Origin of the sequence: Nostoc sp. NOS(2021) (assembly GCF_017115025.1) — a bacterium.
Taxonomy (GTDB): domain Bacteria; phylum Cyanobacteriota; class Cyanobacteriia; order Cyanobacteriales; family Nostocaceae; genus Nostoc.
Window position 1 is genome coordinate 32,133 of the sequence record NZ_JABXKM010000340.1, and the last position, 24,199, is coordinate 56,331.

Here is a 24,199-nt window from a genome sequence, read left to right on the forward strand (position 1 = left end):
CTACCCTGACGCACATAAATATAGAGAATCTAGCGATCGCTTATTGTATATTGTAGTTTTGAGAGCGATACCAAGATAGATATAAAAATAAAAAGCAAAATAATGCTAAAAACATTCAGAGCTTGGTTGAAAGGAAGTCGTTTAGAGTGGATTGATCATGTACCTACATTGGAAGAGGAACAAATCCCAGTTCATGTTACATTCCTGGAAAATGAATCAGTTATAGATAAACAAGCACGGGGACGAAGAATGGCTGAAATATTAGAAAAACTTCCTGTGAGTCAAGCTTTGACTGATATTGAACCAGTTATTTGGCAGCAAGAAACCCGTCAAGACCTCCAACTTTCACCATATTAACAACTGTGATTTTTCACAAATGATTTAGGATTGCTATAGAAGCTAAAATTTGTTTGTGCGATCGCCTGTTGTAGTGTATAGAGCGATGTCTAAGTATCGCATTAAAAATTATTGAAAAATTGAACGTTTGTTGACAAAATCCTTCTTAGTAATCACAATGTAATTACAATAAAGGAAAATTATCCTTATGGGAACAGCAATTAGAACCCGTATTGTTAAAATCGGGAACTCTCAAGGTATCCGCATTCCTAAACTTCTGCTGGAACAAAGTGGTATTGGTGAAGAGGTGGAAATTGAAATTCAAGATTGTTACCTAATTGTCCGTGCTGCCTCTAAATCGCGTCAGGGGTGGGAGGAAGCATTTGCAACAATGGCGAAACAACACGACGATGCACTGCTCGATGATGCCGTAACTACAGAGTGGGAGCATCTAGAGTGGGAGTGGTAGTCAATCGATTTGATGTGTTTTTGGTTAATCTCGACCCAACGATTGGCAGTGAGATTCAGAAGACAAGACCCTGTGTAGTAATTTCACCAGATGAGATGAACAAATATATTGCCACGGTCATTGTTGCTCCGATGACAACTAAAGGACAGTCTTATCCGACTCGTGTTGCTTGTCAGTTTCAGGGCAAGGATGGGCAAATAGTTCTCGATCAAATTCGTACAGTTAACAAAACTCGATTAGTCAAAAAGCTAGGTCAGATTGACTCTGATCAACAAAAAGCAGTTTTAGATACCTTGGCTGAAATGTTTGCTGAATAATGTGCTTAACAATCACATACACCGGATAGTTATGAAAGATTAGTTGTGACGCAGAGGTTACTTACCACCGCGTACTCAAAAGGTATAGAGCAGCTAGTGCTACATCCAACCTAATTAGCAATCCTTGCTACAATAAGCTAAATCTAATGGTAATGATGAAGTTTTTCAATAGATTTTATATTTTTATGAATTGTCTTGCTGGCTAGACTACGCCCTAATGCTTGTTTTTAGGACTTTTGCAGCTTACTTAGCAACCTCAGTTGTTACCTTGACTAATCGATGAGGTTAAGAGAGACTAACTACATACTGATGTATATGCTTATAAAATTAATAATTTTTGTAAAGATTCTGAGATATATATGTTGAAAGATGGAACATTAGTTAACAAATGTTTTGAGCTAAGTAAAAATGTTCCTACGGCTATATTTATAGCCTTCTGCTAAGGCAGTACAATTCAAGCGTACTTATCGTGGTTGGCCAAGAGCATGGAGACATTAGAGTTCATAATCTATCCAGACGGTCGGGTACAAGAAAAAGTCACTGGCATTGTGGGTGCTTCTTGCGCTGAGGTTACAGCAGCAATAGAGGCACAGCTGGGGCAAGTACTTAATCATGAGCCAACCTCAGAGTATTTCGCCGCTAAGGTGCAGCAATCTAATGTGGCGAGTACACACACCACTTACAGCGATTGGTAAGTTTTCAGAGTAGTTTAGTGTTATTAAATCAAAACCACCATGTCACACTTTAGCCAAATTAAGACTCAAATCCGTAACCTTGATTCTTTGAAAGATGCTTTGACTGAATTGGGCGTAGACTGGAAACCAGGGCCACGGGAAGTACGTGGCTATCGCGGTCAAACCCATCCTGCGGAAGTTAGTATTGAGCAGGAAAATGGCTACGATATCGGCTTTAGATGGAATGGCAAGGAATATGAACTGGTGGCTGACTTGCAATATTGGCAGCAAGACCTGTCTGTAGATGGATTTTTGCGTCAGGTAACACAGCGCTATGCTTATCAAACTGTTGTGAAGGAAACTGCTCGTGTTGGTTTTCAAGTCTCTGAACAACAAAAAAATGAAGATGGTTCAATTCGCCTGGTAGTACAACGCTGGAGTGCGTAATGGCTGATTTTTTGCCGTCGCCGGAAGAACAAGAAGATAATCGTTCGGGTTTGGAACCAGAATTAGGGGGTTTTTTACGGGATGCCCCAGAACGTTCTGGTTTAGAACCGGAATTGGGCGGTGTGCTGCGCCAAAATGGTGTTTATGTTGACGAACTCACCTGTATTGGTTGTAAGCACTGCGCTCATGTTGCGCGTAACACCTTTTACATTGAACCAGATTACGGGCGATCGCGCGTGGTTCGGCAAGATGGGGACGGTGAGGAAATTATCCAAGAAGCAATTGACACTTGTCCAGTTGATTGCATTCACTGGGTTGATTACACTGAACTGAAAAAGTTAGAAGAAGAGCGCAAATATCAGGTAATTCCTGTAGTGGGTTATCCGGTAGAACATGCAGTGGCTGCTAGCGAACGTCGGCGTAAAAAGCAAAAGTTAAAGACCAAAAAATCCCGTTATTAAGATAAAAACGTTAAATCAATATAATAAAGGACTGGTATATCCAGTCCTTTTGTTTTTCGTCATATAGGAATCCGGTTTGATTCCTGAATTTACTTGCGTGGACAGGAAACAGGGAAGAGGGGACAGGGAACAGAAAAAAAGGGATAGATACGTACTGAGTCTTGTTCAAAAATTAAATAGGAGTCCTATATCTATATATAGTTAATTTGTGATGCAGGGGTAATTATTAATTTTGTTAGCGCAGCGTAAAGCCTTCTCTTCTCCGTTGGCGCTAGCCTCTCCCAATGTGAGAAGGGGAGACGCACTCGCGTTCGAGTGGTATCAATAGTAAGACCAGTTTGGTAACTGGACTCCAAAAGGCAAGCTCAAGAGCAATTGGAGTAAATAGAAACTGGCACAATATTTGTACCAGTTTTACAAGTGGTATCAAACGGATTAGTTTATTTATTCATCTGGAAAAGTCTGTACCTTGCCATCAGGACTGAGAACAACTCGAATTCTGACATTTTGTCCGCGTTTATTGGCGGAAACAAAAGGTTTACCAACTTCAGGCATCCCAGCGCTATCAACGAATTCTCTTGCTGCCTTATTAAGGGGAAAAATTCGTTCCACTGTGCCGTCAACACTGACTATCAAACTGTACTCTAATGTTTGTGCTAGTCCAGTGGGTGGTTGCCAACGCTTTATTAGGTATTCTCTAGCTTCTGCTACTTGAGGTGTATCAAATAATGTGCCAGTAGCTACTTCTGTGGATGTCGGGGTTTTGCGTCCGTCTCCTAATTGATCGATAAATGGATTATTATCGGCAGTTCTAGAGGAGGGAAGTTGTGAAGCAGGTTTCTCTCCAGGAGAAGGTGGCTGTAAGGAATTGATTCTTTCCTCTAGCTGCTGTTGTGAGTTTAGTGGGGAGGGTTGGGTAAGGGTATTACTAACACTATTATTGGGTATAGTGCCAAGAGACGGCGGGACTGCTGAGATATTAGTTGGTAAGCTGCTTGTGGTAGAAGATAGCCTGGGTGGTAAATTCCGCCGCTGAGGCAGAGCATCAGCTTGCGGACTTAACCCTGTAGGGTTCTGTCCAAGATTTGGTAATATGGCAATTTCCTGACCTGGGATTTTGCTGGATGGTGCTGCGATCGCTCGATTGGTGCGAAGGGTTGCAGTCGTTCCCTGAGGTATTGTCAGTGAATTATTTGGAAATAGAGGTGGCGGTGTAGAGAAACTGGAACTAGGGGCTGTTAGAGGTGCTTGGGGTAAACTGGATGTGGGAAGTGGAGGGGTGGAACCTAGCAAATTATCTGATGGAGTGCTGAGTCCAGGTTCAGGCGTGGGAAAGTTTAGCGAGGATGAAGGTTGTAAAGCCTCCTTTACCGCTGCTGGATCTGCTGTTTTGGCTGTCTGCTGTTGCTTTTCCCTAATGTTGTTAGCATATTGCCAAGTAACTGGTAAAAAACCTACACCTAATACTAATACTGCGGCAACAGGCGCCCAAGCAGGGAACCTTAGACTCGAACTCGTGCTGTTGAGAGTTGGGAGTGCCATAACATCAGTCGAGTATTCATCTAAAGCACTTGCCAAATCAAATAGTTGCAGCAGACTGAGTTGAATTATGGGGCCAGATGAGTGATTGGCGAGAGAACCGAGAAATAAGTTGTGAGTTAAATAGCTACTTGGTTCTAAGTGGATATTTGCCCCGGAAATCTGGGTACTAAAGGAATTTAATGTTTTTATTGAAGACTTTAATTCCGGCTCATCCAGTGCTGTGCTTGAGTCCTGGGTACCGGAGAAACTGACCCAAAAGCTTTCTGGAGACTGTTGGAGGAATTGCTGTACGTAGCTTGTGACTGCATCACATAAGGCTTCGAGTTGATCGCGATCGCCCCGAATTGGAACTCTGTTTTCTTCTGGTAGTCGGGGATCATCAAAACGTAGCTCAAAGCTTAGGTGTTTGAGGACAGTTTTCCCCATCCAACGAGACAGAGGTGAGCTTTGCGCGAAGACTTCTAGCGTGCAAGTTGGAGGTGTGTAGCAACGAATGACAGAATTTGATAGAGGCATGGCAGGAACTGCGAGGAAGACTATTTGGGATTTTGCAAAAAGTTGAGCGAGTTGCTTGCAAAGAAAAGTTGAAACGGCGGATTCCTGTACTCAGAACTTTGTCAGGTTCCTTGTGTAGTGCATCGCCCAAGAGCTAACGACCATCAAAAGGGAATCCTTACCTAGCAAACAAATCACAAGCGAATTTTGGTTGAGGAATTTCAAATCTAAAATTTAAAATTTTGTTGAACGGTCTATAAGTGCTAGCCAGAGACGGCGATGCCCACCAGGAGCACTGTAAAAAAGTAAATCTACAAGCAGTTTTAGTGCCAGGTTGGTTAGTAAATCCGTTGAGATTTGCTCGTCCTCTTCCATCCGCTCTTGGTAGGTGTTGCAAAAAGCATCAATATAGTCTCCAAGTAAAGCAGCCTGGTGAGGTTCCCGGTTATTTTCTGCCATTTGTTCCAACAGGCCGACAGCGCGGCGAATCAATTCCTGGTGCTGTTTGGCTAGGTAGCAGATGATCAGAACAAGCGATCGCGCTTCTTCGACATCTAGCTTTTTTCGCCCTCCTTGACCTTTGCGTAGGGGATTTGATTGGCGCAGTCGCCATAAAGCTACGCGGTCTGGCACTCTTGACTCTAAATTCAGATCAGTTGCTGCCGAAAGCATTGCCTCTGAACCAATCCCAGTTAAGGTTTCTAGCGCCAACAGCACCAAGTCTAATTGGGTTTTGATATTATCCCATTGGACTGTGTTTGGGGCTGGAAGCTTGATTAAATCCTCCCACTGGGAATTTGGAGTGGCTGAGTTGGCGGCCGAGTGCATAACTTTTAGCATAGGTGATCAAGCTGATAGAGGATGTTGCTGTTACCCATTTTGAAACCAGACTCTCAAGCGTCAAGCTTGGTTTCCCATAGCTATGAGCCAGAGGCTTCAGCTAGCTTTTTTCTATGTGGTAAACAGCAGGTATCTTTGTCCTACTCTAGATGAAAATTTATTTTGGACAAAGTAGAAAATTATCTATTCGAGTTAAGGTTTACCCGACTTTCGCTGCTAGCTCCGTACAAGAGTATAAATAAACTATTGTTTTGAATGTTAACCGCTAATTATCGCTAACTAATTATGTAGAATACCTCCTAATTTGTCTGCGGTTTTAAATTTTGAAATTTCTTGATGTTTATTACTTGCTCTTTATGTATACATAATTACTATACAAATCTTTTGCCTGTTTGCTAAAGACGCTTCTTGCTGCTGGACATCATCCCATCCCATTTTCCTTTGTGTGCAGCCTGTTATTTCAGCACAGACTGGGCAACATCAGGACGATTGATGCCTCTATGAAAATTTGATCAAGTCAGCGTTTGAAGATGTTGGGCGATTGCTTATACCAATTAAGTTGGTATTATAACTCTAATCGCAAACCACGCACATATCAGAACTCATTTATAGGAATCGTAAATTGTTTTTGAAAAAACCTCAGCAGTCTTGTAGGGTGTAGTTAGCGGAGCGTAACGCACCCTACGTGTATTTAAAAAATCAAATACTAGCCCTATATAAACACTCTATAATCATTACCAGGCTATTTCTAATGGTAAGTTGAAGACACTTTCAGGAAGATAATTTAGAGGATTTCCATAGAGAAGTATACTGTTCTTAAGTCTAGATAAATTCCCAATACTATCTGGTAATCCGGTTAGCTGATTGTTTATAAGCTCTAACTTTTCTAACTTAGTCAGGGCACCTATACTCCCTGGTAATTGAGTTAATTTATTGTCATTAATAATTAGTTCTCTAAGATTTCGCAATTCACCAATACTCTCTGGCAAAGAAGTTAAAAATCCCCTTTCAAGTATCATAACTGTTAATTGGTGTAATTTGCCAATAGTATCTGGTAACTGATGTAATTTGGGATTGCGGCTGATTTCTAAATAATCTAAATTACTAAGATTGCCTATAGTGTTGGGTAGTGACTGTATAGCTGTAGATGTAATTATCAGTTCTTTCAAAGAACTAAGCTGTCCAATATTGTCAGGTAAATTCTCAAAATTAGCAAGCGGTCTCATTGATTCCATTAACTCTAACCGCCTAAGATTTTTGAGTTTACCAATAGTATTTGGTATTGCTTTCAAACGTGAACAATCAGCAATGTGTAACACTTGTAAATTGGTAAGATTACCGATATTTTCAGGTAGATATTCTAATTCATATAAATCATAAATCTGAAGTATTTTCAAGTTAGTTAGTTTTCCAATCGTTGTTGGTATTTGTTCAATTCCATAAACTATATTGAGTGATTTACTATAAATTGTTAATTCTTCTAGGCTTGATATATCGCCGATAGAATCAGGAATAACAGAATCTCTATACTTATGAGAAAAACTCAAATCTAATCTCTTGACTTTGGCTCTAATGGCACTTTCAATTACTGCTTCAGCTTCTTGTAAAGTTTCTATTTCTATATCCATATAATTTATGATATATCTTATTTAATTAGAATATTAATTTCTGGTAATCATAGCTATGAGATAAAAGCCGTCAAGCGTTTAGTTTGATAAGAGCTAAATAGCCAAATATCACTATTTTTATACCACTACCCACAAGCTTTTTGAGTAGCCAGTTCTAACAATTTCAACTAAATCGTGCTACTAATTTGCTGTCTTATCCACGCACGAAATGCTTTCATTGTTGCATTTCTGCCATTGGTTTTACTCAGCATAAAATATTCGGGAATTACTTGGTGAATTGGGAGATTTTGGAAAATAGAACTGGTATTTGATTCTACATATTTATCATCAAAAAACACGTTTATTTCCAACTTGCTTCCATTCCATCGCCACAGTTCTGGTACTCTTAAGGCTTGATAATTATTAAAACGAGTACGGCAGGTAATATCAATTTCAAGAGCCAAATCTGGAGGCGGGTCGGTTTCTAAATTGATTCTATTTTTACCCCTAATTATAGCTTCATTTTGGATATAGAAACAATCATCGGGTTCTACCCCAGCGTCCATACTTTCCTGATCAAAAGTCGTAGAACCCAAACTCCAAAATTCCAGTTCGAGTTCTTCTAATAAAGCTTTTACCAAGTCCCCAATAATAACTTTAGCTACTTCATGCTCTGGTAATGGAGCCATTATTTCCAGCATCCCTTGACTGTAACCTATCCTAGAACTGCGTAGGCGTAGCCCGTCGTAGACATCGCCCCCCAATTCTGCCAAAATACGTTTGTATGCCGACCAGGAAATATCTTTAATCAACAACTGATGACCGGCTCTAACAATTAGTTGATTGAGTTCAAGTAACATAGCAAATTTCCTTCTCTTTATTGAACCTATCCCACTAATAATATTTGTGCTACAAAGCTTAAGCTTATTAAGAACTGAAAACTAAAAATCAAGATTTTCAAGTACATTTTACGAAAAAAAAGAAGTAGGAATTTTTAGAATAGTGGGATAGGTTTTTGCTACTTTATTTGATGTGAGCGACGGTAACACCACTGCCGCCATCTGCTTGTTCTGCTGGTTCGTAGTTGTTCACTCTGGAATGTTGTTGCAAAAAGGCGTGAACTCCTTGGCGCAGCTTACCAGTGCCGTAGCCGTGAATAATCCAGAGTGCGCTTGTAGCTTCCGAAATAGCTTTATCTAAAATGTATTCGGCATCAGCCACCCGTTTACCACGCAAATCGATGGTATTTTGGGAAGTCCGAATTTCTGGGATGCTTTGCGGTGGTGGGGTTACTGCTGCTGGGGCTGGTTTGGCTTTGACGACTGGTTCGGCTTTTTGACCATCTAGAGATTCTACGTCTTCCAATTTCACAGTCATTTTCATTAGCCCAAAGCGAACGCTTAACTCCCCATCTTGATCAGGGGCGGTGATCACTTCTGCTGTCTGTCCCAATTTGGGAACACGGAGACGATCGCCTACTTTGGGCATAAAGCCAACTTTTGGTTTTGCTGGCGTTGCTGGCTGATATTGCTGGCCAATTTGATTCAAAGCATTGGTGGCTTGCTGGGCCTCTTGGGCTGTGGGCGTACCTTTCTGTAAACGGCGGATTACTTGGGCAATTTCACCTTTTGCCTGAGCGATCGCTTGCTTTACCGCTACTTCCTGTGAAGCCCGCAAACTGCTTTCCCTCTCCTCCAAACTTGCGGCTTTTGCGGATACTTCTTTGTATAAACGTTCTGCTTGCTGCAACAAACTTTGGGCTTCCGCAGCTTTGGTTTCCTGGCGGCGGCGTTGCGCTTCTAAGCCAGCAATCACCTGGTTAACTTCATCTGTGGCCTCTCCCACTTGAGTTTTCGCCTCTTCTACCACTTCTGGTTTTAATCCCAAGCGCAGGGCAATAGTTAAGGCGTTAGAACGTCCGGGTATGCCCCACAGTAGACGGTAAGTAGGCGACAGAGTACTTTCATCAAATTCTACAGAGGCATTTTCAAACCGCTCGTCTTCGTATTTTAGGGCTTTCAGTTCACCGAAGTGAGTGGTGGCAATCGTTAGCTGGGCGTGGTTGGCGAGATATTGCAACAAGGCGATCGCTAAGGCACTACCTTCAACTGGATCTGTTCCTGCGCCGACTTCATCGAGTAAAACTAGGGAATTGGGCATAGGGCATGGGGCATTGAACTTTCCCTCATCTCCCTCATCTCCCTTACTCCCTAATGCCTCCAAAATCCGACTAATCCGGCGGATGTGTCCAGAGAATGTGGATAAACTTTGCTGCAAGGATTGTTCATCGCCAATATCTGCCAGCACTTTATCAAACCAAGGTATTTCCACTGGTTCGCGGGCGGGGACAAATAAACCCACTTTGGCCATCAATGCGGCTAACCCCAAAGTTTTTAAGGTTACAGTTTTACCGCCAGTATTTGGCCCGGTAATTGTCACTACCCGAATTTGCGGACTGATCAGTAAATCTACAGGAACTACTGGTTGCCCTTGTTCATGCTGTTGTTGCCACACTAACAGAGGATGCCGTAAGTTCCGCAAGGTAATGATTTCCTTATCTTCACGCTGGATAAATCGCGGGGGATTCGCTCCTAGCCAGTAACTATATCGTGATCTAGCGGTTGCCAAATCCAAAGTGGTAGCGATCGCTAACAACCTCTCCAAATCTGGTTTGACTGCGGCTACAAGTTCTGTCAAAACGCGGCGAACCGCTTCTTCTTCGGCTTGCTCTCTCCTGATGATCTGCCGCAGTTGGTTGCCTAGAGGTACTACTGAATTCGGTTCTACGTACAGCGTGGCACCACTGGTAGAGGTATCGTGGACAATACCGGGGATGGCATCTTTTTGGGGTGCTTTTACGGGGATGACAAAGCGATCGCTCCGTTGGGTAATTAGCTGTTCCTGAACTGCGCCAGATTTTGCCTGTAAGATATTTTGCAGTTTTTGAGTAATCTGAGTGCGTAATCGCCGCAAGTCTGTGCGAATTTCTCCCAGTTTTTGACTCGCGCGGTCAGTTACCTGGGCCCGTTCATCAATACACCGGTGAATTTCTTGTTCTAGTTCTGGATAAGTTCGCAAATCGGCAACCAACTCAGTCAGTATGGGCAAATCTTCCTGATTGTCAATCACACGGCGCAAATTTCTGACACCCGCGAGGGTGGTAGCGATCGCTAACAGTTCATCCCCTGTCAAAACTCCGCCGCGTTCTGCCCGTTCTAAGGAATCGCCAATATCTTGAATTCCCTCAAATGACAGCCCCGTGGTGAGGCGAGTTTCCAGTTGGTAGACTTCTTTAGTTTGCTCTAACAACTGTTCGCTTTCGGTCTGAGAATCAGGTATTTTCAGATGACGCGCAGCTGTCGCCCCCAGCTTAGTTGCCGCAAAGGTGGCAAGGTGCTGGCAGAGGCGATGCCATTCTAGTAGTTCTAAGGTTTCAGATTGGATCAAGGTTTCAACATCTAATCTGAAATTATCGTAACAATTCTAGCTCCTAGATGGATAAATCTTAAAGAAGAAAATTTTGCTTTAGTCAATAGTCGAGAGCTATTTTGCCCTTCATCTGCTTATACACTTATGTATTTTATGATACTTCAATATCAATTTAGTTTTTATCTCCAAAAAAAGTTAAACACTTTTGTTGACTCGATATAACCAGATCATGCGGCTGTATATCTGAAAAAAATAGAGGTTTTTAGTAATAACTGACACAACAAACCATATTTACTGATAAATTATTCTAACACCAACTGCGATCGAAAACAACACAGAAATTAATTAAGCAGCAAATATTTCCTGCACCAAAACGTAAGGCTGGACGATGAGGGTATGAAATCGCTTACTGCGCTCAAGATTCCATTCTCCCACCTGTACTGTCGTGGGTTTGGTAATCAATAGCTCATCAATCCATTGTTGCACTGATGGAATGTGATCACTGGCGATCGCTACTCCAACATCCAGCAAGTTTAACTCAGGTACCACCAAAATTACTGCATCTCGTTGTACATGAGGAATTAGCCACTCCCACTCTGCCTCATCCAAAATTTCTGTTAATTCCGCTCTTAAATCCGACATCATTTCCCAATTTGTCTTGGCTAATATCCTATTTTACAATAATTACTACTTCTTAACTCCTAACTAAATTTCTGATTTCATTTGATCGTGTATAAAGAGAAGATTTCACAAATGATTATTGGCAGTTAATTCACGATCGCCAGCAAAATAAGAATACAGCACAATCTCAAGAAGCCCAAGCATTAGGAAATTTAGGCAATGCTTATTATGGATTATTTTTCTCTCTCTTACTTGGTGTCCTTGGCGTCCTTGGCGGTTCGTAAAAAAAATTTAGGTATTCTTCTGGCGGCAAGGGAGTAATCAAGCGGACATGATATAACATATAGCAATCCTATTTGAGTTGTAAAAATTATCGAACCGCCAAGCCGCCTTCTCTGCGAGAGGCTTCGCCAACGCGCAGCGTCTCGTAGAGAAGAGCGCCAAGGAAGAAGGAAAGAAGTTTACGAATCATTTAGGACTGCTATATGGCCAAGATTGGTTTTGAACTACTCGCGCATCCTCTTGGGCAAAGGCCAGGGCATCTCCAGGGCGAAGCAAGCAAATTGATACAGGAGAAGCGATCGCTCCATCTTTGCGCGTTCCAGAGCGCACAGTCGCTACCTGACAAACATGCTCTGGGGTTGGATCAACTGCCATGATGTGTGCTTGTGATCCATCAAGACAAGGGCCAAGACCGCGCTGCCAAAACCAAGGCGCACCCCCATCGGAGTAGGGTACAATTCGTTTGGCATTCCAGATTTCCGCTACATCAATTAAATCATCGGCATCGCACATCATCTTTTGGCGGACTTGCCAGCTCTTCTCTGGCACAAAAGGAAGATAGCGAGCGACTGATGAAAAGAGATACTGAATCGGATACAGTCCGAAACCTCGATATCCACCAAATAAAGTATCAAGGGAACCATAACGCTCTAAGGCTGTGGCTGCAAGTTTTTTGACATCTCCTAGACAGTCACTCCCTGAATCTGCTGTGAGCGCAACACGGCGATCGCAGTACTCAATTAGGTAGGTGTTGCCCTGATTGCGAATCTCTGGGTGGAGGGCTTGGGCAACCGTTGGCTGTTCCCCGTAGAATGGCAGGGCAATAACTCGCATCCCACCAATTCGAGTTTCGTCAAACCAGCGTAGTGTGTGAATATTCTCGAACCCAAGCTGACGCAGCCGCAACGCCATATCAATTGCCAGTACAGATTCTCGCTTAACTTCGGGAACGAAGATTGGTGTGTTAGCAACAACTCGCAGCAAGGTTCCTAAATCAAAATGATCGGGGTGAGCATGGGTGATAAATACGGCATCGGGTTGTCCCATTTCCTCTAAGCTGAGGGGTTGGTAGTTTGGCGGATAAACTTCAGACTTGGGCAACAGAAATGGATCGAAGAGAATACTAGAGTTGCCATCACTGAGCCGGAGGGTGGAGTGACCGACAAAAGTGGCATGGCCCAGTTGCGGCTTGACGGCTAGTTCGTTGACTTCAACCAGTGCGCCATAATCACTCAATGCGTTCCATAACTCGCAAGCAATGGTCGTAGTGGGAGCATTACTTCCTTGTTGCCATTCCCCTAGATACAAAGCTAGGTCGGATATAAGATTGGGAGATAATTCTTGGATGACGATAGTTTCGCCAATATTGCGTTCCAGCTCAAGCGCAACGGGTTTAACGGCTTTGCGATCGGGATATAGCCAATCTTCCCAGAGGACACTAGGACTCTGATACAAATCCGCCAGACCACCCGGAACCATTGTCGATGCCAGTAATTCCCGCGCATGAGCCACCACATCTGCAAGACCATATCGATTGCGGTGGGCTGTGATGCTGGCGCAGTAGCGACGGATTGTGGTGTCACATTGTCCAGTCACAGCACTACCAAACTTGGTTTCGTCCTGATAAATGAGTTGGAATTTAATGCTGCTGCTTAATCTTTGACGTATCATAAGCAAGTTAATAGTTAAAAATCAAAAGTATACAATAAGACTTATGTAATAATTTTCTGAAACGAATGGCACTAAGAAAAGCCGAAAGGCTTGTGTAACCTCCTTCCCAGTTTGAAGACTGGGAATGTATTCCAAGAGGGCTGCTGCCTCTGGTCAAGAAAGAGGAGGCGGAGCCTCCCAGAATGGGTTCCCAGCCTAGAGGCTGGGAACGAGGCAATACAAGACTTTGGACTTATCTTAGTGCCATTCCTCTCTGAAACTCTTATTTCTTTGTGTCCTTTGCGTCCTTTGCGGTTCGTTTTTTCATTATTTTTAGGACTTACGCACAGGTAACGGAAAATCGAACCACAGAGGCACAGAGAACACAGAGGAATAAGAGTTTGAGAGGTATTTTGCGTAAGCCATGATTTTGTGTAAGTCCTGTACAACTTAAAGTTACCCCTGGTCTAAAGCACGGATTTATGGCAGATGTGCGCCTGTTCCTCCTTTCTTTTTCAACCAGCTACCCTTGTAATCGATGTTTCATCTCTACGCGACGACCAACCATGTTCGGTGCGGGCAAAGGGTAAGGCAAGTTCTGCCATATAATGCTGCCCTTTGGAGTCTACTAGCCAAGGTTGATTGACTAACTCTTCTACAATTAACCATCGGGTATATTTTTGTAGGTCTTTTTTGAAAAAGGATTCAACGGCTAAAGGGCTGTCCCGATGTACAAGGAGTGAAGGCTTATCCTCTATTTGCAGATTGAGCAGCATCGGCCAGCCATACTCAGCAGCTAATTGCTGCCATCTGGCAAAGCGCTCTATTCCAGTCAATTTGGCAAGTTCTACTAAGACTTGCCCACTCAAAACTGTCCGCCGAGGACGTAAAATCGCTTCTTTTGGCAGCTGAATACGAGGAGTGAAACGAGGTGCAGTCAGTTCAATCGGCATCGGTACTGTGGCAGCGCGAAAGATCGCCATCGGGTTATCTTGAAAAGTAGTCCAAAGTAACTGCTCAGAAATGGGGTCACGGGCATTAACCGCAGCCATAGAAAACCAAAACACTGCAACAGGGTTGGGCGAAGCCGATCGCAGTTTTAAAAAAGGCAGCTGTGTTTTGGGATCTAGAAAGATTTCTGCATCAACTAGGGATAGACTATCTTGACTCGCGCCCCACAACTCAATGGGAAGAATGTTGAAATTGGGACGAGCTAGCACATTTGGGTTTGGCTCAAAGGGACTTTGTAATTCTGCAACCTGAATTTGATGTTGGCTTGCTAAACAGTCAAGCTTCTGTTGAAACCAAGAATGTAGTAAATTATTTCCATTGAATAAGTCTTGAAATCGGGCAAAGATTGGCACCGGATCGTCACTAATCCCGTGAACTACTAGTTGGAAAGACTCAAATAGACCTGCGAACAAGCAACCGAAAGGGGCTGTGGACAGAGCCGACTTTGGCGAATTACTGCTGGTTTCGAGAACGACTACCTCTTTATTTTGCGACAGCGATCGCTCCCACGCCTCCAACCGGGTGATGACTTCAGGATGGCGATCAGCTGTTCTCATTTCGGAAGCCAGGGTGGATTTGAGATCGCCAAGTGCAATACCCGCCGCAAATTCCTGTTTCAGTCGCTCACGAAACGCCATCCGCATTGCCGAGGCTGGACTCGCACCCTGAATCCAGCAGCGCTCGTAATCTGCAAGTGTTTGCAGCAAAATGTTTTGCTGCGCCTCATTGATGCCAATCCGAAACGGTAGCCCCAAATCACAGTGCAGCACTAGATCGGATAGCTCAACGGGTGAAACACCAAGGGCTTGGGCGAGTTCTTGAATATAGGTCTTTGCTTGTTGTAGATAATCCGCAAGTGCATCCAGAGAGATGAAATCAAGCTTTGCTGCCAGAGTATCGCAAAGGGAATGCAGTTCTTGGATAGCACTGTTCCAAAGACCGCGATCCGGCTCAATCAGCTTGTCTGCCACAACTGCTAATGCTTCCCAACAATTTTCAAATCGCTGGGGCAGGTCGAGTCCGCCTAAAAGCACACCTCCATCAATGAAGAGATGTAGAATATCCTCTAGTCCGGCTGCATGGTTCCAGCGAGGTGAGGCTGCCACTGTTTTGGCTAGTTCGTCTAATGTCCCTAGATCCAATTTCGTCAGTTCTTCCAAGAGGATGTCTACAATTTCCTGAGACTCGATTTCACGCTGCTCAACTAACCCCTCTGGAGTGCGACCCCAAAAGCGCCAGGAACCATCTGCTTGTCGCCTCAAGGTAGGATTCAATCGCCAAGTTGCACCTTGACGATAAATTGAACGTTGAGCTAGCGATCGCAATATTGTTTGAAAAGGACGGAGGTCAGGTGTAAATGAATACTGAGCCGCTGCCGACTCATGCTGCGCCGTCTTGGCAAACTCGACTAAACTCACACCAGCCCATAAACCATAAGGTGTCGTTCGTCCCGCAGCCCGCGCTAGATAACGATATAGCGCCGTCTCCAGATGCCGAATTTTTTTAGTTCGTTTTCCCTGCCTTTCTAAAGCTCCACACTGCACCTCCGTGACGAGGGACGGATTAGATAACAGCAGAGCTTTCATAAACCATGAGTCGGCTGCGGTCATCTGCCAAAGCCGTTCGCGATCGTCTTCATGCACCTGCTGATAGGCTGTGGTATATTCTTTCCAGATATGAGCATCGTTTGTATGACTCGCTGCTAACGCTAGGCTTGCGAGTTCTTGATTGCCAAAACCTTGAATAGTCTCAATTGGCCAAGCAGCAGCCCGCAAGATCCCAACGGGGGCAAGCTCAAATTGTTTACTGGGATAATTCATCAATCGTTCATATCCCGTGGTGAGCGGGCATATCTAGCTGTAGCCACGCGGCGATGATTGGTGAGCAGTGGCTCAATCACCCTAGTGTAATGTTGCTCCAACTTCACTACTGCGGTGAAATCTCGCATCACGGCTGAGTATCCTTCAAGACTCAATCCTGCTTCCCTTAACCATTGCTCTGTATCTTGGTTATCGAGCAAATCAAACTGCTCTCGAAAGGAGTCAGACATTGTTTGAATTTCCGCATCAGAAATCTTCAGCCCCAAGCGCTCTGCTTCTTTAACTGCCAAATAAGCCAGTAGGACTTTTTTACTCATCACTTCTTCGTTCTCACCTAAGCGGGTGAGAATCTGAATATCATCGCTACTTTCGGGGGAATTTGATGCTTTCTCCGACTGGCCATCAGCTAATTCCGGTTGAACGGGAGAAGTTTCTCCAGTCCCAAAATGACGGAGATAGTAAGTAAGTGGGTCTGATGGGAAATCTTCGGGTGTTTTCGGCCACTTAGGAGACTCGAAACGACCATTGCGTACACAAATGACCTTTTCATAACTACGAGCCTCACCCGCCAGCCAAAAAATTAGCCCCGGCATTTTACCCGTCATCACATCGTCAAGAGCTTGTCCGGCGACGTGGGTAAAGAAGTTTGCTTCTGGATGCTCACCCGCTAACACGGAAAAATCCTGTAAGCGAAAATCAATGGCATAATTTAGCCGTTCTCCATCTCCGGTATGAACCACCAACTGCCAAACAACCTGCTCGGCAGGGAAACTAGCCCAACTGCTGTCAGCTTGTTTGACCTTTTGTTTGAGCCAGGAAATAAAAGATCCTGCCAGGAATGTATCCAGTTTTTGTTGCAAGGTATACCGATCTTCAAGTGTGGACAATCCTGTAAGAGTGCTGATATCGATTGGTTCCCAACGCAACTCAGGAGATGGCTTTTCCCGGACAAAATCGGATGACTGTTCATATCGCTGCGGGGACTGCCCAGATCGAAGCTCAATCATATCACCGGGACGCACCGTTATCGCTCGCTCTGGGGAACTAAGCCGACGTTGCAACAAGCGAACTGTTTCCTCTGAACTTAAGGGAAACGCATAGCGGTTAAACCAGGCGTGCCGACCACTAAAGCACAGACCGGAAGCGTAAGGGAAAACCAAAGCAGGGTTGCAGGCACATGCTGCTTCCAACCAACTAACTACCCCTTGTCTGTCAAAGGTTGCTCCCATACCGTGCAGATAGCCCATGCTGGCACGCACTACTGGCTGATACTTGGTTGAAATTAGATCGATAGCACCGTATTCTCGCGTGATTCGTTCGCCAATTTCCGCCGTCACTTCTGCATCTGCCATGTGCCAGAATGTGCCAGTTGCATCTCGAACTAACAGCCCAAACTCCGGTTCTTCGTGGTCTGAAGGCGTGGGGAGCAAGTAAGTTTGTCCAAGAGCGATCGCTTGCCAAGGTTGACAGATGATTATTTTTGAGAACCCAATCTTTTGCAGCTGTTCGACTAGTGCCGGTTCATCCGCAGTAATTACGGGCAGTTCGCGCGGAAGTTTCTGGAGCGTTTCTAGATGAAAATGATCGAAGTGCCCATGAGTCACCACCAAAGCTGTCAAGTTTGGCAGTTTGTCCAACTCAAATACCCGACCAGGATAGTACGTAAGCGTGCCCCCGACGAGTGTATCCGAAAAGCATGGATCGAGCAAGATGCGTTGATCGGTAGTTTCAATGTATAAAGCAGCATGACCACAGATAGTGACACGCATGAGAATTCTTTCCGTAGCTGGTACTGTCAGAAAATCCTAGCCGATTTAAACAGCAAAAGATGGAAATCTTTAAAGAATTTAAGAAGTAAAGATCAATTGCTAAGATTGGTAGCAAATAATTCCTAAATTCCATTAGGCTTGCATACTGTAATAGAGAGTATTACTGAGAGGTTGTTTAAAAAGTGTTTCGCTGTGACTTTAGGCACTTTTAGATTAGATCCCCCCTAACCCCCCTTAAAAAGCTACGGTGTATACACAAGTCTGAAATAGCTTCTTGAAATCTGGGTTTAGACTCTGGTTTTACCCCACCCTAACCCTCCCCATATGTATTGGGGAGGGAACTAGATTTTGGGTTTCCCCCCAATATATCGGGGGGATTAAGGGGGGTAATACGACTTGTGTATACACCGTAGCCGAAAAAAGGGGGGAACCGGAATCAAAGTCCCCCTATTTATCGGGGGATTTAGGGGGATCTAAAACTTTTGATCCCGACAAGAGGACTTTTCAAACATCCTCTGAGATTAGATAGTTTCATTAACATTTCTGAGTCATAGGTGTGGAAAAGCCAATACACAATGTTGTAGTTTTTGGCGGAGGGAGTGCTGGATTTCTCTCTGCCTTAGCGTTGAAGGTGAAAATGCCAGCTTTGAACGTGGTCGTAGTCCATTCCACAACCATTCCAATTATTGGAGTGGGTGAAGCGACTACCGCTTGGATACCTTGGTTTCTGCATAAGTACTTAGAATTAAATCGAGAGCAATTTTATGAAGAAACACAACCTATTTGGAAACTAGGAATTAAGTTTATTTGGGGAGATTCTAGTCAGTCTCACTTCAACTATCCTTTTGTGACTCATCTGGCAGATAAACTCAGTGTTTTGAGCAAAAGCACTGCTTACTATTGTCTTGATTCAACCACAGAATCTAGTATTTACTCACTGTTGATGGAGCAGTGCAAGTCGCCTTGCTTCCGTAGAGAAAATGGGGATTTCGTAGTTGATGAACGCTTTGGATACCATATTGAAAATGTTAGTTTCGTTTCTTATTTAGAAAGAAGAGCAACCGAAATTGATATCAAGATTATTGATCAACCTGTTGTAAATATTGAAGTCGCCGAAAATGGCTATATTCGCCAACTGAAGTTTGATGATGGCACAATGTTGGCTGGCGATCTGTTTGTCGATTGTTCTGGTTTTCGCTCGGCGTTGCTAGGAGAGATTCTGCAAGAACCCTTTTGCAGTTTTGCCAACAGTTTGTTTTGCGATTCTGCTGTCACAGGCACATGGATGCGAGATGATGCAATCAACCCATTCACAACTGCCCAAACCATGCAGAGTGGGTGGTGTTGGCAAATTGATTTGCAGGATAAAGTCAACCGTGGCTATGTATATTCATCCGCTTTTATCAATGATGATGATGCTCTGCAAGAGATGAAAGGCCACAATCCTTTGATGAGCGATCGCCATAGTATTGTAAGATTCAAGTCAGGGCGACATCAACGATTTTGGGTAAATAATGTAGTCGCTGTGGGCAACGCTTCCGGTTTCGTAGAACCTCTAGAATCAACAGGATTACACATGATTGGCGAAACCATCAAATCTGTGTGCGATGTGTTGATTGATTCAGACCAGCAACCCACCCCAGCATTAATTAATCTTGCGAATCGAGCGATCGCCCAAAAGTGGGATGATATTCGTGATTTTTTGTCGATTCACTTTAAATTCAATCGCCGAGTAGAATCAGAATTCTGGCGACACTGCTGGCATCAAACTGATATTGGTGATGCAGAAGCAGTAGTAGACTTTTTTCAAAACAATGGCCCATCAAGCATTGGTCAAATTCTGCTCCGCCCCAATAGTGTTTTTGGATACAACGGTTATCTGAATCTGCTCATCGGTCAACGAGTGGCTACGAAGTATCAAAGCTACAATGACACCTGGGATTTAGATCATTGGCGACAAGTCAAAAACTATTTCACGAAGCAGTGTGCTAACGCCTTATCAATCCATGAGGCGATTCAGGTTGTTAAAGAAAGAAAATGTCAATGGCTGACTTCATAAATACCATTCCCCAGGTGCTTCGCGTTAACCCCAATGCCCATTTAATCCTCAGTGAGACGGGTGAAGTTTGTAGCTGGGTGGGCAGCGAAGTGTTCGGACTCGAAGGCATTGGCCCTGGCACCATCCGCGAACTGCTGGCGCTGATCGATGGCGGGCGATCGCTTCAGGCAATTTATGCTGAACTTGCAGATTCTTACGATCGCAACTACTTACATGAGATCATCTTGGCTTTAACTAAGTTGCATGTCTTAGAGGAAGTAGTAACCGAAACTGCGCCCTCAAATTATGACTCGGAATTGCCAATCGTCCCTGAGCAAGTACACCAAAAGGCGATCGCTATTTTAGGCAATCACCAGTTACTCGATACTCTCAATAAAACCTTTGCTACCGCAGGTTTTCAAAATCACCGCACTTTCTCCTTCAAAGATTTTGCTTCCTGTCAAACACCGGAATTTCTCGCTCTCCAGCAAGAACGGATACTCCTCAATGGTTCTTTCAAAGTGTCTGAAAATAGTCTAGACGCTGTGAGTGTTTCTGGGCTATGTGAACTCTTTCAAGAATTCGACTTTGTAATCTGTGCTTTGGAAGGTGTACCATATCAAGCCCTATTCGATATCAACAAGTCAGCCCTAGCCAGTGGCACACCGTGTTTATTTGTCACTGCCTCCCCAGAAACAGCACTCATCGGCCCAACAGTGATTCGGGGTGCAACCGCTTGTTTTGGTTGTCGAGTTCTCACCTTGGAAGCTATTCCATCAGTTTTAAATCATATATTGCCGCAACTGTCAACCCCCATCCTTGCCCAGGCAGATAGTCCACTTTTGCCTTCCATAGCGCAGGCTTGTATTGAAGAAGCGATTGCCATTTTAGGTTTGAACTTAACAGCAACTCGCGCCACCAGCGTTGTGAAAATTAACCGGCAAGGCGATGCCTACGGCGGGCTATGCCTACGCACCGTCAAGCGGCTGCTTCCTAGTGGCGAATGTCAGCAGTGTACATCGCAATTAGATGAACCGCTGGGAGTGCTGCAACGAAATGCGATCGCGGCGGCGGCGGAAGAAATCGGTCGGATCTGGCCGAACTCACCCAATGCTACAATCCGTGCAGCAGCCGATCCTTACCAAACAGTAGGCATTTTGGGTGGTGGTACAGCTGGTTATCTGACGGCTTTAGCCTTTCGCGCTTTCAGACCAGACATCAAGGTGACTTTGCTGGAATCGAGTGCCATCCCGGTGATTGGTGTGGGCGAGGCAACTACTCCAGAACTCGTCAAGTTTCTCCATAGTCCCCGCTTTTTAGGGCTAGACATCGTTGATTTTTATCAGCGCGTGCTTCCTACGTGGAAGTTGGGGATTAAGTTTCAGTGGGGACTGCCCGATGATTATGAATTTACGTTTCCGTTTCAGCGCGGACGCTTGCTAGAATCGCTTCTCTATGAGTCAACGCTAAACAATCAGTCATTAGGGGCAATGTTGATGAGTGGCGATCGCGCTCCCATTTTTGATCGGGGCGATGGTACTCCCTTGTCTCTACTTCACCAGATTCGCTGGGCGTATCACCTCGATAATCGGCGGTTTGTTCGTTATCTAAAAGAGGAAGCGATCGCTGCCGGCATACAGCATATTGATGTGCAAATTTCTGATGCCCAGATGTCTGCCGATGGTGAAACCATTAGCCATCTAATTACTGAGGATGGGCGTAAACTAACCTACGATTTATATATTGATTCTTCAGGCTTTCGCTCGTTGTTGCTAGAGCAAAAACTTGGCTCAAAATTCGTGAGTTACCAAGATACCCTCAGCACCGATCAAGCGATCGCTGCTACCGTCCCTCATAATGGCACCATTAAACCTTACACTCTCGCCGAAACCATGAACAATGGTTGGTGCTGGAATATTCCTTTTGAGGATGCCGATCATCGGGGGTATGTATTTTCTTCAGCATTTTGTAGTGTTGACCAAGCCCTAGAGGAAATGCGTGCCAAAAATCCGGGGATGGGTGATCCTTGGCTTGTGAAATTTCGTTCTGGGCGGCATGAGCATTTTTGGAAAGGCAACGTTGTGGCGATCGGCAATTCATACGGGTTTGTCGAACCATTAGAATCGACAGCGATTCACATGATCGTTCTCGAATTGGAACTCCTACTGACCAACTTTCCCGCATCAAAGCAAGATGAGGGGGTGAAATCTGTACTCAACCGCAAAATTAGCGATCGTTGGGATGCCCTGCGTTGGTTTCTGGGAATTCACTACAAGTTCAATCGCCGTCTATCTACTCCCTTCTGGCAAGCAGCCAATAGAGACACAGATATCTCTGGCGCAGCAGAGCGATTAGCATTGTTTAGTGAGCGGGCGCCCTTATCTTATCGAAATTCCCTGTTTTATACACTGCATCCGCCAGAGTTTTTCTCTGACGATCACTCCTATGACACATTATTAGCTGGGCAACAGGTATCCGCCCGCTTTGTGGAACCCGTCGAAGATTTAGCCACTTGGCAACGCCAACTCGCAATTCTCAAAGGGCTGGCTAGCACTGCGATGCCCCAACATCAAGCCCTCTCCTGCTTGCGTGAGAAACGGCAAGATTTGCTTTACGACTTCGTAAAGCGCCGAGATAGTTGGTTACACACCTGGCTTCCTGCCTAGTACAACAAGGCAAAAGTAATAAACCTTGGCTTGCATATTTGCGGGATGATTTAGCTCACACAGAGGCGCTCAGACGCAGAGAGTATAAGACAATACGGTTCACTTAAACATTTCTTCCTTCTCTTTGCGTCCTTCTCTAACGAGACGCTGCGCGAATGCGGTTCGTTAAAAAAAATTGATTTTGACAAAGAGTTTTAGCCTTAACCCAAGCGTATTGGAGTATAAGGAGGAATGGCACTAAGAAAAGCCCAAAGGCTTATCTAGCCTCGTTCCCAGTCTGAAGACTGGGAATGTATTCAAAAGAGGGCTGCTGCCTCTGGTCAAGCCACTGGAGGCGGCAGCCCCCCAGGATGGGTTCCCAGCCTAGAGGCTCTTAACCAGTCAGGACAAGGGCTGTATCTTAACTTAGTGCCATTCGAGTATTAGGAGTTTTAAATTTCAATACATAAAATTTTATCCCTTGATTCAGCAACGCCCTATTTCCTTTTCAAACAATCGTTAACAATCCTTCTTTGAGCAAACGGCGTACCAACACGATCTTGCTATTGTCGCTGGCAAAATCGGGCAGCGATTTGATCTCAAATGCGGCTTCCGACTCAGCAATGAAGCGGAAAGCTGGCTCGACATAGGCTGGCCCTTCAACTCGGTTTTGGGGAAATTGAATCATCACCACATCCCCTTTCCTGACGGTTGTACAAATCATTCCTTGGCGTTTGACAACGTGGGTATCCAAGTCAATCTGTTGCAACTCGTCTAATTTACTGAAATGGCTATCTGCGAGTGGAGACAGTGAGCCAATGAACTTAATAGTCAGTCGTTCAACCGCATCGTCAATGTCGGCGCTACTAGCGAAGGTTTTGAGTAAATCTGTCAATTGATTTTTGGTCTGCGTCTTGGCATCATTGTCACGCAAAAAGCTAACGGGAACTGCTTTGCGAAATTCGACATTTTGCTGCACAATCGATATGAGAGCTTCCTGAATCAGGTCAATCCAGCGATAAACAGGGATACCTACGGTGATATGAAGTGAGGAAGTATCCAACGTCTTGGCTTCATGCACAAAACCACGCGGGATATATAACAGATCACCTGGCTTGAGTTCAACTTCATGAGTGGGTGCGTTCAGTTGCTCCCGTAGTACTTCTTGTGGTAATCGCCGAGCATCTTCTGGCATTGGCAAATCCCAGTAGGAATCATAGGTGCGCCAAAGTTTAGTTCCCGAAAGCTGAAGAACAAAAACATCGTGTGTATCAAAGTGGGGAGGAAATCCTTGAGCAGTCTTAGGGGTCAGGTAAAGATTGACATTCGCTGGATGATTGAGATATTGTTCCAGATTTCTGCAAAGTGTGGCGATCGCTTCCCAGTGCTGTTGCAGATGAAATATACATAAGGTATTGCCTTGATGATAGGCATCATAAAATTGATAAATACTAGGAGATGCATTGGGATCGATAGAGCCTTTCCCCCCTGATTTATTCGCTTGATTGGACAAATCATCTGCCACTTTCGATACATTAAAGTCAGAATAGCGAATGCCACTAAAGCGAATGAGCGAGTCAAGGTCGTTCATGGAAAACAGACCGGAATAGTAATCTGTTTCTCCTCGTGAAACAACCAGGGACTGCCGCTCCCAGTATTCTTTGAAGAAGGTTACGGTATCGATAGGTTGAATTAATTTCTCAAAATCAAAGTTAGTGCTAAACATTTTTGGAGTTCCCTAGATAA

18 protein-coding genes are annotated in these 24,199 nt (G+C 44.4%); 8 read left to right on the forward strand and 10 right to left on the reverse strand.

What is annotated here, in order from left to right:
* The first annotated feature begins 102 nt into the window (after positions 1-102).
* The 6 genes from HWQ41_RS33260 to HWQ41_RS33285 all read left to right on the forward strand — a co-directional run bounded on the left by HWQ41_RS33260 (position 103) and on the right by HWQ41_RS33285 (position 2,704).
* Positions 103-357, forward strand: coding sequence for a hypothetical protein (locus HWQ41_RS33260; RefSeq protein WP_292772383.1), 255 nt, complete (start codon positions 103-105; stop codon positions 355-357).
* A gap of 187 nt (positions 358-544) precedes the next feature.
* Positions 545-805, forward strand: coding sequence for an AbrB/MazE/SpoVT family DNA-binding domain-containing protein (locus tag HWQ41_RS33265; protein ID WP_292772386.1), 261 nt, complete (start codon positions 545-547; stop codon positions 803-805).
* A complete protein-coding gene (locus HWQ41_RS33270; protein ID WP_292772389.1) occupies positions 799-1,122 on the forward strand; it encodes a type II toxin-antitoxin system PemK/MazF family toxin in 324 nt (107 codons plus the stop codon). Before HWQ41_RS33265 ends, HWQ41_RS33270 begins: the two co-directional genes overlap by 7 nt.
* 485 nt (positions 1,123-1,607) lie before the next feature.
* A complete protein-coding gene (locus tag HWQ41_RS33275; RefSeq protein ID WP_292772391.1) occupies positions 1,608-1,817 on the forward strand; it encodes a DUF2997 domain-containing protein in 210 nt (69 codons plus the stop codon).
* A 39-nt stretch (positions 1,818-1,856) separates the two neighbouring features.
* Positions 1,857-2,243, forward strand: a complete 387-nt coding sequence (locus HWQ41_RS33280) for a DUF1257 domain-containing protein (protein ID WP_012406942.1) — start codon at positions 1,857-1,859, stop codon at positions 2,241-2,243.
* Positions 2,243-2,704: a ferredoxin gene (locus HWQ41_RS33285; protein WP_292772394.1), complete on the forward strand. Its 462-nt coding sequence runs from the start codon at positions 2,243-2,245 to the stop codon at positions 2,702-2,704. The genes HWQ41_RS33280 and HWQ41_RS33285 overlap by 1 nt, the downstream gene beginning before the upstream one ends.
* 444 nt (positions 2,705-3,148) lie before the next feature.
* Here the strand turns inward: HWQ41_RS33285 and HWQ41_RS33290 are convergent, their stop codons facing one another.
* From HWQ41_RS33290 to HWQ41_RS33330, 9 genes are all read right to left on the reverse strand, one after another.
* Positions 3,149-4,762 carry a DUF4335 domain-containing protein gene (locus HWQ41_RS33290; protein ID WP_292772396.1) on the reverse strand — a complete coding sequence of 538 codons (1,614 nt, stop codon included), beginning with the start codon at positions 4,760-4,762 and terminating at the stop codon, positions 3,149-3,151.
* A gap of 213 nt (positions 4,763-4,975) precedes the next feature.
* Positions 4,976-5,581 (reverse strand): DUF3038 domain-containing protein, encoded by a 606-nt coding sequence (locus HWQ41_RS33295; protein WP_069069205.1) that lies wholly within the window; start codon positions 5,579-5,581, stop codon positions 4,976-4,978.
* A gap of 734 nt (positions 5,582-6,315) precedes the next feature.
* Positions 6,316-7,209 carry a hypothetical protein gene (locus HWQ41_RS33300; RefSeq protein ID WP_292772398.1) on the reverse strand — a complete coding sequence of 298 codons (894 nt, stop codon included), beginning with the start codon at positions 7,207-7,209 and terminating at the stop codon, positions 6,316-6,318.
* 167 nt (positions 7,210-7,376) lie between these two features.
* The gene (locus HWQ41_RS33305; RefSeq protein ID WP_292772401.1) at positions 7,377-8,048 is read right to left on the reverse strand and encodes a Uma2 family endonuclease; all 672 of its coding nucleotides are present in this window, start codon (positions 8,046-8,048) and stop codon (positions 7,377-7,379) included.
* 163 nt (positions 8,049-8,211) lie between these two features.
* Positions 8,212-10,635 (reverse strand): endonuclease MutS2, encoded by a 2,424-nt coding sequence (locus tag HWQ41_RS33310; protein WP_292772403.1) that lies wholly within the window; start codon positions 10,633-10,635, stop codon positions 8,212-8,214.
* A gap of 327 nt (positions 10,636-10,962) precedes the next feature.
* Positions 10,963-11,259: a DUF2288 domain-containing protein gene (locus HWQ41_RS33315; protein ID WP_292772448.1), complete on the reverse strand. Its 297-nt coding sequence runs from the start codon at positions 11,257-11,259 to the stop codon at positions 10,963-10,965.
* A gap of 447 nt (positions 11,260-11,706) precedes the next feature.
* Positions 11,707-13,191, reverse strand: a complete 1,485-nt coding sequence (locus HWQ41_RS33320; RefSeq protein WP_292772405.1) for an MBL fold metallo-hydrolase — start codon at positions 13,189-13,191, stop codon at positions 11,707-11,709.
* 494 nt (positions 13,192-13,685) lie between these two features.
* Positions 13,686-16,001: a lantibiotic dehydratase gene (locus HWQ41_RS33325; RefSeq protein WP_292772407.1), complete on the reverse strand. Its 2,316-nt coding sequence runs from the start codon at positions 15,999-16,001 to the stop codon at positions 13,686-13,688.
* Entirely contained in the window at positions 16,001-17,770 is a 1,770-nt protein-coding gene (locus HWQ41_RS33330) for an MBL fold metallo-hydrolase (protein ID WP_292772409.1), read from the reverse strand. Before HWQ41_RS33330 ends, HWQ41_RS33325 begins: the two co-directional genes overlap by 1 nt.
* A gap of 556 nt (positions 17,771-18,326) precedes the next feature.
* On the opposite strand from HWQ41_RS33330, the gene HWQ41_RS33335 reads away from it, so the two are divergent.
* Together HWQ41_RS33335 and HWQ41_RS33340 are read left to right on the forward strand one after the other, a co-directional pair.
* A complete protein-coding gene (locus HWQ41_RS33335) occupies positions 18,327-19,829 on the forward strand; it encodes a tryptophan halogenase family protein (RefSeq protein WP_292772412.1) in 1,503 nt (500 codons plus the stop codon).
* Positions 19,814-22,474 (forward strand): tryptophan 7-halogenase, encoded by a 2,661-nt coding sequence (locus HWQ41_RS33340; RefSeq protein ID WP_292772414.1) that lies wholly within the window; start codon positions 19,814-19,816, stop codon positions 22,472-22,474. Before HWQ41_RS33335 ends, HWQ41_RS33340 begins: the two co-directional genes overlap by 16 nt.
* Positions 22,475-22,961: 487 nt before the next feature.
* Here HWQ41_RS33340 and HWQ41_RS33345 read toward each other — a convergent pair whose 3' ends face one another.
* Positions 22,962-24,179, reverse strand: coding sequence for a cupin domain-containing protein (locus HWQ41_RS33345; RefSeq protein WP_292772416.1), 1,218 nt, complete (start codon positions 24,177-24,179; stop codon positions 22,962-22,964).
* Positions 24,180-24,199 lie beyond the last annotated feature (20 nt).